This is a genomic window from Flavobacterium hankyongi, from assembly GCF_036840915.1.
In the GTDB taxonomy this organism is placed as follows: domain Bacteria; phylum Bacteroidota; class Bacteroidia; order Flavobacteriales; family Flavobacteriaceae; genus Flavobacterium; species Flavobacterium hankyongi.
Window position 1 is genome coordinate 1578207 of the sequence record NZ_CP085725.1, and the last position, 13125, is coordinate 1591331.

The 13125-nt window shown below is 31.7% G+C and carries 12 protein-coding genes; 9 read left to right on the plus strand and 3 right to left on the minus strand.

Annotation, left to right across the window (positions count from 1 at the left end; translation table 11 throughout):
* Positions 1-10: 10 nt before the first annotated feature.
* Together LJY17_RS07345 and LJY17_RS07350 are read right to left on the minus strand one after the other, a co-directional pair.
* Positions 11-1165, minus strand: a complete 1155-nt coding sequence (locus tag LJY17_RS07345) for a glycosyltransferase family 2 protein (protein WP_264543194.1) — start codon at positions 1163-1165, stop codon at positions 11-13.
* 85 nt (positions 1166-1250) lie between these two features.
* On the minus strand, positions 1251-1769 hold the full coding sequence (locus LJY17_RS07350) for a DUF4833 domain-containing protein (RefSeq protein ID WP_264543195.1): 519 nt from the start codon (positions 1767-1769) through the stop codon (positions 1251-1253).
* 265 nt (positions 1770-2034) lie between these two features.
* On the opposite strand from LJY17_RS07350, the gene LJY17_RS07355 reads away from it, so the two are divergent.
* From LJY17_RS07355 to LJY17_RS07395, 9 genes are all read left to right on the plus strand, one after another.
* Positions 2035-3894 carry an ABC-F family ATP-binding cassette domain-containing protein gene (locus LJY17_RS07355; protein WP_264543196.1) on the plus strand — a complete coding sequence of 620 codons (1860 nt, stop codon included), beginning with the start codon at positions 2035-2037 and terminating at the stop codon, positions 3892-3894.
* Positions 3895-3903: 9 nt separating this feature from the next.
* The gene (locus LJY17_RS07360; protein WP_264543197.1) at positions 3904-4683 is read left to right on the plus strand and encodes an O-methyltransferase; all 780 of its coding nucleotides are present in this window, start codon (positions 3904-3906) and stop codon (positions 4681-4683) included.
* Positions 4684-4762: 79 nt separating this feature from the next.
* A complete protein-coding gene (locus LJY17_RS07365) occupies positions 4763-5452 on the plus strand; it encodes an ABC transporter ATP-binding protein (RefSeq protein WP_264543198.1) in 690 nt (229 codons plus the stop codon).
* A gap of 151 nt (positions 5453-5603) precedes the next feature.
* Complete coding sequence (locus LJY17_RS07370; protein WP_264543199.1) at positions 5604-5984, plus strand: DUF3887 domain-containing protein; 381 nt, start codon at positions 5604-5606, stop codon at positions 5982-5984.
* A 4-nt stretch (positions 5985-5988) separates the two neighbouring features.
* Positions 5989-6558, plus strand: coding sequence for a cob(I)yrinic acid a,c-diamide adenosyltransferase (locus tag LJY17_RS07375; RefSeq protein ID WP_264544885.1), 570 nt, complete (start codon positions 5989-5991; stop codon positions 6556-6558).
* 146 nt (positions 6559-6704) lie between these two features.
* The gene (locus tag LJY17_RS07380; RefSeq protein WP_002986941.1) at positions 6705-6926 is read left to right on the plus strand and encodes a DUF2795 domain-containing protein; all 222 of its coding nucleotides are present in this window, start codon (positions 6705-6707) and stop codon (positions 6924-6926) included.
* Positions 6927-7004: 78 nt separating this feature from the next.
* Positions 7005-10367 (plus strand): preprotein translocase subunit SecA, encoded by a 3363-nt coding sequence (gene secA, locus LJY17_RS07385; protein WP_264543200.1) that lies wholly within the window; start codon positions 7005-7007, stop codon positions 10365-10367.
* 80 nt (positions 10368-10447) lie between these two features.
* Positions 10448-11017 (plus strand): hypothetical protein, encoded by a 570-nt coding sequence (locus tag LJY17_RS07390; protein WP_264543201.1) that lies wholly within the window; start codon positions 10448-10450, stop codon positions 11015-11017.
* A 116-nt stretch (positions 11018-11133) separates the two neighbouring features.
* Positions 11134-11667, plus strand: a complete 534-nt coding sequence (locus LJY17_RS07395) for a class I SAM-dependent methyltransferase (protein ID WP_264543202.1) — start codon at positions 11134-11136, stop codon at positions 11665-11667.
* On the opposite strand, the gene LJY17_RS07400 is transcribed toward LJY17_RS07395, so the two are convergent.
* Complete coding sequence (locus LJY17_RS07400) at positions 11664-13067, minus strand: FAD-binding oxidoreductase (RefSeq protein WP_264543203.1); 1404 nt, start codon at positions 13065-13067, stop codon at positions 11664-11666. The two genes, LJY17_RS07395 and LJY17_RS07400, sit on opposite strands and share 4 nt — an antisense overlap.
* Between the last annotated feature and the right edge of the window lie 58 nt (positions 13068-13125).

Here is a 13125-nt window from a genome sequence, read left to right on the forward strand (position 1 = left end):
ACACCACGAATCAGTCAATTTTTGTTAAATTTATTACTTGCCCTATATCGTTTGCGCTATTACTACCAATTAAATAATCATGATTAAATGATAAAAACTTGAAACTATAATTATAATTTACATTTTTTTCCATCAAATCTATTGCTCTTTTAAAAGAAATAGATTTTAAATCAACTATAAATTCAACTTTTAAATTAGGAGGAACTGTATTGCTTTTTTCAGTTACTGAAGCATTTAATCTGTCACCAATTATATTTAATAAATTTTCATTTCTTTCATTTTCAGAAACAAAAATATAGTGCTCTGGTTTTTTTGTACTAACCATTTTTGATTGAAATACTTTTAATAATGAGAAAGAAAAAGCTCCAACTCTCATAAAAAAATTAAAAAAACAAGAACCTCCAAAATGCTTTTTATAGAAAAACCGCATGGCTTCACTAAATCGCTTCACATACTTTTCATCACGTACTGTGCTTTCTCCTTTATAATGTATCACAGTAGTTTCATGATAATAATAATTTTGAAACCCTTCTTTTTTCACTAAATAACTCAAATCGATATCATCCGAATACATAAAACAGTTTTCATCAAATCCTCCAACTTTCAAATACAACTCACGCTTCATGACCATAAAAGCCCCTACAAGAATATCAACTTCACCCGATTCGTTTTCAGACAAATGTTGTGCATAATATTTATTAAATACAGATGATTTTGGAAAGAATTTATACAAGCCAAATATTTTAGTCATTGCTACCCAAGGTGTAGGTAATCCGCGTTTGCATTCAGGAAGAAAATTCCCTGTTCCATCAATAAGTTTACAACCAATAATTCCTAAATTGGTTTTCATTTTGATAAAATTCAGAATTTTTTCAAAAGTATCTTCAGCAACAACAGTGTCGGGATTAAGTATGCAAATGTATTCACCTTTAGCCTCTGCTACTCCAATGTTATTTCCTTTAGGAAAACCAAAATTTTCTTTGTTTTCGATTAGCTTAACATCTGGAAAGCGCTTTTTTATCATTTGACAGCTATCATCCTGCGAAAAATTATCTACCACAATAATTTCTCCATCAATATTCTCAAGTGCTTTTTGAACACTTAACACACATTGCTCGAGAAAATAACGAACATTATAATTGAGAATTATTACGGATAACTGCATGGAGCAAATATAACAGGAAAAATTGTCAATTCTGAAATTACGGCAACAGTAAATATTGGTTTTTTAGATACCAAATATTTCATTTTTATAGATAGAATCGTTCTTTGATTTCGCTATTCCCAAACTCATTGTTTCCATAGAAATCAATAAAATCAATTTTAGGTTTAACCGATTTTGTAACGGCTTTAGAAATAAATATTCTTTTTACAATCATTTTCTTTCCGTTAACGATAGTTTTTACTTGTGGTTTTCCTTTCGAATCCAATTCAAGATAAAGTTTCTTTTCGGGATAAGCCACCAACCTAAATTCATAGCTACTTTCTTTTATTTTTTTGAAAGTAATCCCATAAGCAAACTTTCGTTGCACACTGCTCAATTCCTCTTTTACACCACCTTTTGTATAAACAATTCTGTAAATTTTAATAGGATCAATATGATTAATCTTATTGTTTTCGGAAAAATTAAGGTCGTACACAAAAGTATTATGATTATCACTGTGCTGAATGTAAAACAAGCGTTCGTCTGCATCTGGAGGGATTGGATATCCTTGTTGGGCAAAACTAATAATTTGACTAAAAATTAATAATAAAAATAATCTCTTCATTTCTTTTTCCTCCTATATTTTGAACACACAAAGTTACTTAATAAATAATTGGAGATTATTGAAATTTCGACAAAGAGAGAATTGTTTTATTGAAAACAAAAAAGATATTTATAGAGTAGTCAAGATTGAACGTAGCATAGTATATTTTTATTTAATAATACAGACAATGGGAAAAACCAACATATTCATCCCAAACCATTAGTTACCAAACCTCATCATTTTTAATTCGTAATATAATAGCTTACTTTTGCAAAAAAATATTCTTGTGAATTACTTATCAGTCGAAAATATCTCTAAATCTTTTGGGGAACGCACCTTGTTTGAAAACATCTCTTTCGGGATTAATAAAGACCAAAAAATAGCTTTTATAGCTAAAAATGGTTCGGGGAAAACCTGTATTATGAAAATCCTTAATGGAGAAGATGAACCAGATACTGGTCAGGTAGTCGTGCGCAAAGACATCAAAATGGCGTTTTTGTCACAGGATCATAATTTGCAGGACGAACTTACCATTGAAGAAAGTATTTTTGCTTCAGATAACGAAACGCTAAAAGTAATTGAACGATATGAAAAAGCATTAGAGAATCCTGAAGATGGAGAAGCTTACCAAAAAGCTTTTGACGATATGGATCGTCACAATGCTTGGGATTTTGAAACACAATTCAAACAGATTTTGTTCAAACTTAAACTAGAAGATTTCAAACTAAAAGTAAAGAACCTTTCTGGTGGACAAAAAAAGCGTTTGTCTCTGGCTATTATTTTAATTAACCGCCCCGATTTATTGATTCTGGATGAGCCTACCAATCACTTAGATTTAGAAATGATCGAATGGTTGGAAAATTATTTTGCCAAAGAAAACATTACGTTGTTTATGGTAACGCACGACCGTTTCTTTTTAGAACGTGTTTGTAACGAAATCATAGAATTAGACAACGGAAAATTATACCAATACAAAGGCAATTACTCTTATTATTTAGAGAAAAAAGAAGAACGCATTACGTCTGAAAATGCTAGTATTGACAAAGCCAAAAACTTATTTGTAAAAGAACTAGAATGGATGCGCCGCCAACCGAAAGCTCGTACCACAAAATCTAAATCACGTCAGGATGATTTTTACATAATCAAAGAAAAGGCTCAAAGTCGCCGAAAAGAAAATGTAGTCGAATTAGAGATTAACATGGAGCGAATGGGGACTAAAATCATTGAACTTCACAAAATCTCTAAAAAATTTAAAGACAAAATCATTTTAAACGATTTTAGTTTTGACTTTCAACGTGGTGAACGTATTGGAATTATAGGTAAAAACGGAACAGGGAAATCAACCTTCTTAAACTTACTTACTGGAACTATTCCATTAGATAGTGGGAAAGTAATTAAAGGTGATACGATCAAAATTGGTTATTATACTCAAAGTGGTATCAATCCTAAACCGGGACAACGTGTTATCGACATCATTAAAGAATTTGGCGAATATATTCCGTTAGCAAAAGGACGCATTATTTCGGCTTCACAGTTATTGGAACGTTTTCTTTTTGACTCAAAAAAACAATATGATTATGTTGAAAAACTGAGTGGTGGCGAGCTAAAACGTTTATATTTATGTACAGTTTTAATTCAGAATCCGAACTTTTTGATTCTGGATGAGCCTACTAACGATTTGGATATTGTCACTTTAAATGTTCTTGAAAGTTTCCTTTTAGATTATCCTGGTTGTTTATTAGTAGTATCTCACGACCGTTATTTTATGGATAAAATCGTGGATAATTTATTTGTTTTTAGAGGTCAAGGCGAAATAGAAAACTTCCCTGGAAATTATTCCGATTTTAGAGCCTATGAAGACAGTATAGAACCAATAAAAGAAGAAGCTAAGGAAAAAGTAAACTGGAAACAAAACAATTCATCAACTTCAGGTCTATCTTTCAACGAGCAAAAAGAATTTCAAAAAATTGAAAGAGAAATCAAAGATTTAGAAATCAAGAAAAAGGAAATTGAACAATTGTTTTCTGATGGAAAAGTTTCCGATGCTGATATTGAAAAGAAAGCCAACGAACTACAGAACATCATCAAAAAGATGGAAGAAAAAGAAGAACGTTGGTTTGAATTATCTACTAAAATGGAAGGATAATTTATCAAAATGCTTCAAATCATAAAATCATATCTAAATTTTATAAAAAACTCCAGTAACCAACACGGAGTTCATTCTCCTTTTGTGTTCGATTTAGTTACAAACTGTTTTTATGATAAAACAAACTATTTTGAATATGAAAGCTTAAAAGATTACAGAGTCAGTTTGCTTGAAAATCATGACACTATCGAAGTAACCGATTTTGGTGCTGGTTCCCGTGTCTTTAAAAGTAATCAAAGAAAAATATCAGCTATCGCTAAAAACGCTGGCATTTCAAGAAAAAGAGCTAAACTTTTGTTCCGAGTTGTTAGATACTTTCAGCCCGAAAGTATATTAGAAATTGGTACTTCGCTAGGCTTAGCTACTTCTACCCTTTCTTTAGGAAATCAGAAATCAAAAATAATCAGTTTAGAAGGCTGTCCAAATACAATGGAGATTGCAAAAAAGCAATGTCAAAAACAAAACTTAAAAAATATCGAATTTGTTAATACTGAATTTTCAAAGTATTTAAAAACTATTGAAGTTCAATCTTCAACTTTCGACCTAATTTATTTCGACGGAAATCATTCAAAAAGTGCCACTTTAGAATACTTCGAATTATTATTACCAAGCATTACAAATAACTCTGTTTGGATATTTGATGACATTCATTGGTCAAAAGATATGGAAGAAGCCTGGGAGATAATAAAAAATCATCCAAAAGTAAAAGTTACAATTGACACCTTTCAATGGGGATTAGTATTCTTTAGAAGAGAACAAGAAAAGGAACATTTTACAATTAGAATATAAATTGTCAATTACAAATCTTAAAAATTGTAACAAATTTTTATTTTTATGTCTAATATCCAAAAGTTAAACTTCAAACCAAATGACCCATTCATTAATTGACATAAAAGACATAAAACGTGATTTCCAACTTGGAAGCGAAACTATAAACGTTTTAAAAGGTATTGATTTAAAAATCAATAAAGGTGAATATGTAGCATTAATGGGACCTTCAGGTTCTGGAAAATCAACTTTAATGAATCTTTTAGGCTGTTTGGATACTCCTACTTCTGGGACTTATATTTTGAATAATAAAGATGTTAGCCAAATGGTAGATGATGAATTGGCCGAAATTCGTAATAAAGAAATTGGATTTGTTTTTCAAACTTTCAACTTATTGCCAAGAACAACTGCTTTAGATAATGTGGCATTACCTATGATTTATGCAGGTTACTCAAAAACAGATAGAACTGAACGTGCAAAAGAAGTTCTAAATCAAGTTGGTTTAGGAGACCGCATGGATCATCAACCCAATCAACTTTCTGGAGGACAACGCCAGCGTGTTGCTGTAGCTCGTGCATTGGTTAACAAACCATCAATAATTCTTGCCGATGAGCCTACAGGTAATCTTGACAGTAAAACTTCTGTAGAAATCATGAAACTTTTTAATGAAATTCATGCAAATGGAAATACAGTAATCTTAGTAACACACGAAGAAGATATTGCTCAACATGCTCATAGAATTATACGTCTTAGAGACGGCCTTATTGAAAGTGACAATCAAAATAAATAACAATTAACATTAAAAACCACTTAGACAATTTATATATAAAAATTAGATTTAAAAAGATTACTTAAAAAAGTGATCTTTTTTCATATAGCTCTATAAGTAATGCTTTCCCAATTTCTATTAATATGATATATTTGAAACAATTTTTCTTCAAATGAAAAAAGTGTTACTAATATTACTCTTTTTAGTGTCTTGTTTTTGTTTTTCACAAAACGAAACTCATAAATCTATTACAAATACTTTTATACAAAACTTCAATAGCTATAATTTTGAAAATATATTTCAATCGTTTTCAGAAAAAATGCAAAAAGCTAAAACTAAAGAATACTTTCATAATTTTTTTTCAAGAATAAGAACTGAAAATGGAGCAATTCTGAATTTAGAACTTTTAAAATACAGAGAAACTAAAGAAAAAATAACGCAAGGAATATATAATTCTGAAAATGAAAATGGTGAACTTACAATAAAAATTACTATTGATAGAACTGGCCAAATCATTGGATTATATATCTTTAAAAAGAAAATTTACATTTAAAAGCATGAAAGTTTATACAAAAACAGGCGATAAAGGAACCACTGCCCTATTTGGTGGCACACGTGTCCCTAAACACCATATTCGCATTGAAAGCTACGGTACTGTTGACGAATTAAATTCTCACATAGGGCTCATTCGTGACCAAGACATTAATCCATTATATAAAAGTGTTTTAATTGAAGTACAAGATAGATTATTTACACTTGGAGCTATTTTAGCTACTCCTCCAGAGAAAGAGGTTTTAAAGAATGGAGAAAAGAGACTTCAAAATCTAGGAATTACTGAAGTAGACATTGAATATTTAGAAAAAGAAATCGATGCTATGGAAGCTGATTTACCTCCTATGACGCACTTTGTTTTACCAGGAGGCCACACAATAGTGTCATATTGTCATATAGCACGCTGTGTATGCCGTCGTGCCGAGCGTTTAGCCACACACTTACACGAACTTGAACCTACCGACGAGCTTGTTTTAAAGTATCTAAACCGACTTTCTGACTACCTTTTTGTACTGGCACGAAAGTTGTCACATGATTTGCACGCTAATGAGGTACCATGGATACCCAGAAAATAGCTTTTGACCATTAGTTCTATCAATTTAAAAGTAGAACTAAATAATCAAAAAAAGACGTTCTTAAATTTAACTGAAAATAAATCAAAAAAAACTTGATTTTTTTTGTAGAAAAATTATATTTGCACAAATTAAAAATTTTTACTGAGATGTATTGGACATTAGAATTAGCATCGTATTTAAGTGATGCTCCGTGGCCTGCTACTAAAGACGAATTAATCGACTACGCCATTAGAACTGGTGCACCTCTTGAGGTGGTAGAAAACTTACAATCTATCGAGGATGAGGGCGAAATTTACGAATCGATGGAAGAAATTTGGCCAGATTATCCAACAGACGAAGATTATCTTTGGAACGAGGATGAATATTAATAAAAATAAAACCTACTAAAAAAGTCTCTTTGGAGACTTTTTTTTTGGTTAATTTTACACATTTTTAAAATAAATACTATGAGCTTCATAAACAGCATATTGAAGGTTTTTGTTGGAGATAAATCTGAAAAAGATGTAAAAGCAATCCAACCAATTATAAATAAAATAAAATCATTTGAAGGAGCATTAGCTGGACTTTCAAACGATCAACTTAGAGCTAAAACAGTTGAGTTTAAAGAAAAAATTAAACAAGCTCGCGCTGATAAAGACACTAAAATTGCTTCCTTAAAACAGGATGTAGAAAAAATTTCTGATGTTGATGCAAGAGAAGATGTTTATAATGAAATCGACAAACTGGAAAAAGAAGCTTATGAAATTTCAGAAAAAACATTAAACGAAATTCTTCCTGAAGCTTTTGCAGTTGTAAAAGAAACAGCTCGTCGTTTCAAAGAAAATACTGAAATTACCGTTACTTCAACTCCAACAGATAGAGAACTTTCTGCTACAAAACCTTATATTTCAATTCAAGGAGACAATGCTGTTTGGGCAAATTCATGGGATGCAGCTGGAAAAGCAATTACTTGGGACATGATTCACTATGATGTTCAAATGATTGGTGGTGTTGTTTTACATCAAGGAAAAATTGCTGAAATGCAAACTGGTGAAGGAAAAACATTAGTTGCTACCCTCCCATTATACTTAAATGCACTAACAGGAAATGGTGTTCACTTAGTAACTGTGAATGATTATCTTGCAAAACGTGACAGTACTTGGAAAGCACCTTTATTCGAATTCCACGGATTAACAGTTGACTGTATAGACAATCACCAACCTAATTCAGATGCTCGTAAAAAAGCATACAATGCTGATATCACTTACGGAACTAACAACGAATTTGGTTTCGACTACCTACGTGATAACATGGCACACTCTCCTAATGATTTAGTACAACGCAAACATAATTTTGCTATTGTAGATGAGGTTGACTCGGTATTAATTGACGATGCTCGTACACCTTTAATTATTTCTGGTCAAGTTACAGACGGTGATCGTCATGAATTCAACGAATTAAGACCAAAAATCGAGGATTTAGTTGGAATTCAACGTCAATTAGCTAACGGATTTTTATCTGAAGCAAAAAAATTAATTTCATCAGGTAACACCAAAGAAGGAGGAGTTCAATTATTACGTGCTCACCGTGCACTACCTAAAAATAAAGCATTAATTAAATTCTTATCAGAAGAAGGAGTAAAACAATTACTTCAAAAAACTGAAAACGAATACATGCAAGATAACAACCGTAAAATGCCAATTATTGATGAGGCTTTATACTTTGTTATTGAAGAAAAAAACAATCAGGTAGAATTAACAGAAAGCGGAATCAAAGAATTATCAAAAACTACTGATGATAGATTCTTCGTTTTACCAGATATTGGAACTGAAATTGCTCGAATTGAAAAATTAAACCTTTCAAAAGAAGAAGAAGCTGAACAAAAAGAAGCTTTATTTGCTGATTTCTCTGTGAAAAGTGAGCGTATCCATACATTAACACAATTATTAAAAGCATATACTTTATTTGAAAAAGATACAGAATATGTAATCATGGATAACAAAGTCATGATTGTAGATGAGCAAACGGGACGTATCATGGATGGTCGTCGTTACTCTGATGGATTGCACCAAGCAATTGAAGCAAAAGAAAACGTAAAAATCGAAGACGCTACACAAACTTACGCTACAATTACACTTCAAAATTACTTCCGTATGTACAACAAATTAGGAGGTATGACGGGTACAGCTGTAACTGAAGCGGGTGAGTTTTGGGAAATATATAAATTGGACGTAGTAGAAATTCCAACTAACAGAGGAATTTCTCGTAAAGACAAAGAAGATTTAATCTATCGTTCGGTTCGTGAAAAATTTAATGCTGTTGCAGAAGATGTTCAACAATTAGTAAGTGAAGGTCGTCCTGTATTAATTGGTACAACTTCAGTTGAAATATCAGAATTATTAAGCCGTATGCTTAAAATGAAAGGTATTCAACACAATGTATTAAATGCAAAATTACACAAGCAAGAAGCACAAATCGTTGCTGAAGCTGGTAAACCAGGTGTTGTAACTATTGCTACAAACATGGCTGGTCGTGGTACCGATATTAAATTGACTGACGAAGTAAAAGCAGCTGGTGGTTTAGCCATCATTGGTACAGAACGTCACGATTCACGTCGTGTAGACCGTCAGTTACGTGGTCGTGCTGGTCGTCAAGGAGATCCAGGAAGTTCACAATTTTATGTATCATTAGAAGATAACTTAATGCGTTTATTTGGTTCTGAGAGAGTAGCTAAAGTTATGGACAGAATGGGCTTAAAAGAAGGTGAAGTTATCCAACATTCAATGATGACAAAATCTATTGAAAGAGCTCAAAAGAAAGTAGAAGAAAACAACTTTGGTGTTCGTAAACGTTTATTGGAATATGATGACGTTATGAACTCTCAACGTGAAGTAGTTTACAAACGTCGTCGTCATGCTTTACATGGAGAACGTTTGAAACTAGATATTGCTAATATGATTTATGATGTTTGTGATAACATTGTAGAGAAAAACAAATTATCTAAAGATTTCAAAAATTTTGAATTCGAATTAATTCGTTATTTGTCAATAACATCTCCAGTGAATGAAGCTGATTTTAACAGGTTATCAGATCAAGAAATTACTGGAAAAGTTTACAAAGCAGCATCAGAATATTATCAAGCTAAAAACGAAAGGGATGCTAACGAAGCTTTACCTATCATCAAAAACATCTATGAGAATCCAAACAATCAATTTGAAAGAATCATTGTTCCTTTCTCTGATGGAATAAAATCATTAAATGTAGTAACAGACTTAAAGAAAGCTTACGAATCTCAAGGAAAACAATTAGTTGCTGACTTCGAAAAGAACATCACTCTTGCTATTGTTGACGAGGCTTGGAAAAAACATTTACGTAAAATGGACGAATTGAAACAATCTGTTCAATTAGCTGTTCACGAACAAAAAGATCCATTACTAATCTATAAATTTGAAGCATTCAACTTGTTCAAAAACATGTTAGACGGTATTAATAAAGAGGTTATTTCTTTCCTTTTCAAAGGAGATTTACCTCAACAAAACACTAACATTCAAGAAGCAGTTGAAGAAGTTCATAACGAAAGTTACATAGAAAGCAAAGACGAAGTGTTAAACATGGAAGAGCAAGCTGAGCGTAACAGAGAAGCTATGCAAAATGCAGGACAATCTCAGCAACACCATGTAACTGAAACTATTGTTCGTGATCAACCTAAGATTAACCGTAATGATAATGTTACTATCAAACATGTAATGAGTGGAAAATCTGAAACAATGAAATTCAAAAAAGCTGAATCTCTTTTAGCTTCTGGCGAATGGGTTATAGTTCAAGAATAACATTTATCAAGTACTAATAAATAAAATCCCTAATTACAAAGAATGTAGTTGGGGATTTTTATATTTGAAAAAATTACAAAATGAAAAAAATCATAGTTTTCGTAGTTCTGTTTATTAGTTTTTACAATTATGCACAAAACATTGACGCATTAAAAATAAATGCATACAAAGTATATGATTGTACTGCTAAACAAGACTTTAATTGTATTTTAGATTTATCTTACCCAAAACTTTTTTCCATAGCACCAAGGGAAACAATGCTAAAAGTTCTAGAAAGTAGCTTTGACGGAAATACTGACTTTAAAATTAAAATGATAACAGTTGACCCTAATTTTCAATATGGTAAAATCAAAAAAATAGAAAACAAGACTTTTTGTGTAATTAAACACAATAATGCCATGACAATGACTTTTACAGAAAAAATTGAAACTCCTGAGATGTATATAAGTCTGTTTAAAGAATCAATGAAAACTGATGATATTACTTTTGATGAAAAAACAAATTCAATAACTATTAAATTAATTTCAACAATGGTTGCTGTTGCAGACAGCACCACAAATAATGAATGGCGATTTTTGAATGATGATAAAAGTGGTAAAATTTTCTCATTAATTTTTAATGATAACATCAAAAAAGAATTAGGTCTTTAATTTGCTTATATTGTAAAATGAACTCCACTTGCCCACTTTGCGATACAAAAAGCTCTTTTTTTGAAGAAGTTCAAACTCGCGTTTATTACAAATGTTCAGAATGTAAGGGTATTTTTATGGATTCTTCGCAGTACATGAGTTTTGAAAACGAAGAAAAACATTATCGCTTTCACAATAATGATGCAAATGACATAGGGTATCAAAACTTTGTATCTCCTATAACTAATAGAGTTCTAAATGATTTTACTTTCAAAGATTCTGGATTGGATTTTGGGGCTGGAACTGGTTCTCCCATTACCAAAGTGCTTCGGGACAACGTTTATCAAATTGCTGAATACGATCCATACTTCCACAATAACCACGAATTATTAAAAACCAAATACAATTACATTGCCAGTTGTGAAGTAGTAGAGCACTTTCATCATCCAAATAAAGAATTTGCCTTACTAAAGAATCTTTTATTAAAAGGAGGCAAATTATACATCATGACGCATTTGTACGATCCTGAAATTGATTTTCCTTCATGGTATTATATAAAAGATCACACACATGTCTTCTTATACCAAAAAGAAACAATGGAATGGATTGTCAATAAATTTGGTTTTACTTCCGTTGAAATAAAAAACCGCTTAATTGTATTTTCAAATTAGTTCCTATCCGGCAAAATTTTCCCTGGATTCATAATATTGTTTGGATCGAAAATGTATTTGATTTGTTCCATTAATTCTAAATGTGACTTTGAAAAAGCAATATCCATATAATTTTTTTGAACAAAACCAATGCCGTGCTCTCCCGAAAGTGTTCCTTTTAAAGAAACCGTCAATTCAAAAATTTCACGAATTCCTTTAGGTACTTCTTTTTTCCAATTATCATCGGCCATATCTCCTTTTACAATATTTACGTGTAGATTTCCATCTCCAGCGTGACCATAACAAACCGATTTGAATCCGTATTTATTGCCAATGTCTTTAATTCCTTTTAATAACTTAGGCAATTCATATCTTGGAACAACCGTATCTTCTTCCTTATATATTGAATTTGCTTTTACAGCCTCTGCAACACCACGACGCATTTTCCATAAAGCATTTTTTTGATCTTCACTGTCTGCAAAAAGGATTTCGTCAATTTCAAACTTTTCTACGACTTCCATAATTTTTTCTGCTTCAAGCATTAAAATTTCAGGATAATTACCATCAACTTCAATTAATAAATGTGCCTGATGTTCTGGTTTTACATTTACAGAAATTCCTTCAACATATTGCAAACTCCAATCGATTGCATCTCTTTCCATGAACTCTAACGCACTTGGAACAACTCCTGCTCTGAAAATTGCCGAAACGGCTTCACAAGCTTGTTCTGCTTTATAAAAAGGAACCAGCATTAAAACATTATGAGCATTTTTTGGTAAAAGTTTTAAAACAGCTTTTGTCACTACTCCCAACGTTCCTTCGCTACCCACCATTAACTGTGTTAAATTATAACCTGTAGAATTTTTTAAGGTATTGGCACCTGTCCAAATAATCTCTCCGTTAGGCAAAACTACTTCAAGATTTAGCACATAATCCTTGGTAACGCCATATTTAACAGCTCTCGCTCCACCAGCATTTTCTGCAATATTACCTCCAATAAAACAACTGCCCATACTGCTAGGATCTACTGGATAAAACAACTCTTTTTGAGCAACAGTATCACGCAAAATTTGAGTAATAACTCCAGGCTCAACAGTAACTTGAAGATTTTGTTCATCAATATCCAGAATTTTGTTCATGCGCTCCATTGACATACCAATACCTTGTAAAAGGCTCAATGCTCCACCACTTAATCCTGTTCTCCCACCAATAGGAACTACAGCCAAATAATAGTCATTAGCCAATTTCATAATTTTTGAAACCTCTTCAGTAGAAGCTGGTTTTACAACTACTCCTGGTGGAAAGTTATAATCTTCAGTTTCATCATGACCATAGTGTTTACGTGTTTCTTCATCGGTAAAAACAAAAGAAGAACCAACAATTAATTCAAGTTTATTTATTATTTCGGGTGTGAATTGCATAACAGATTATTTTAAACAAATTTAGCAAACTTAATAATAAAGAAAGTAAAGCTTATTA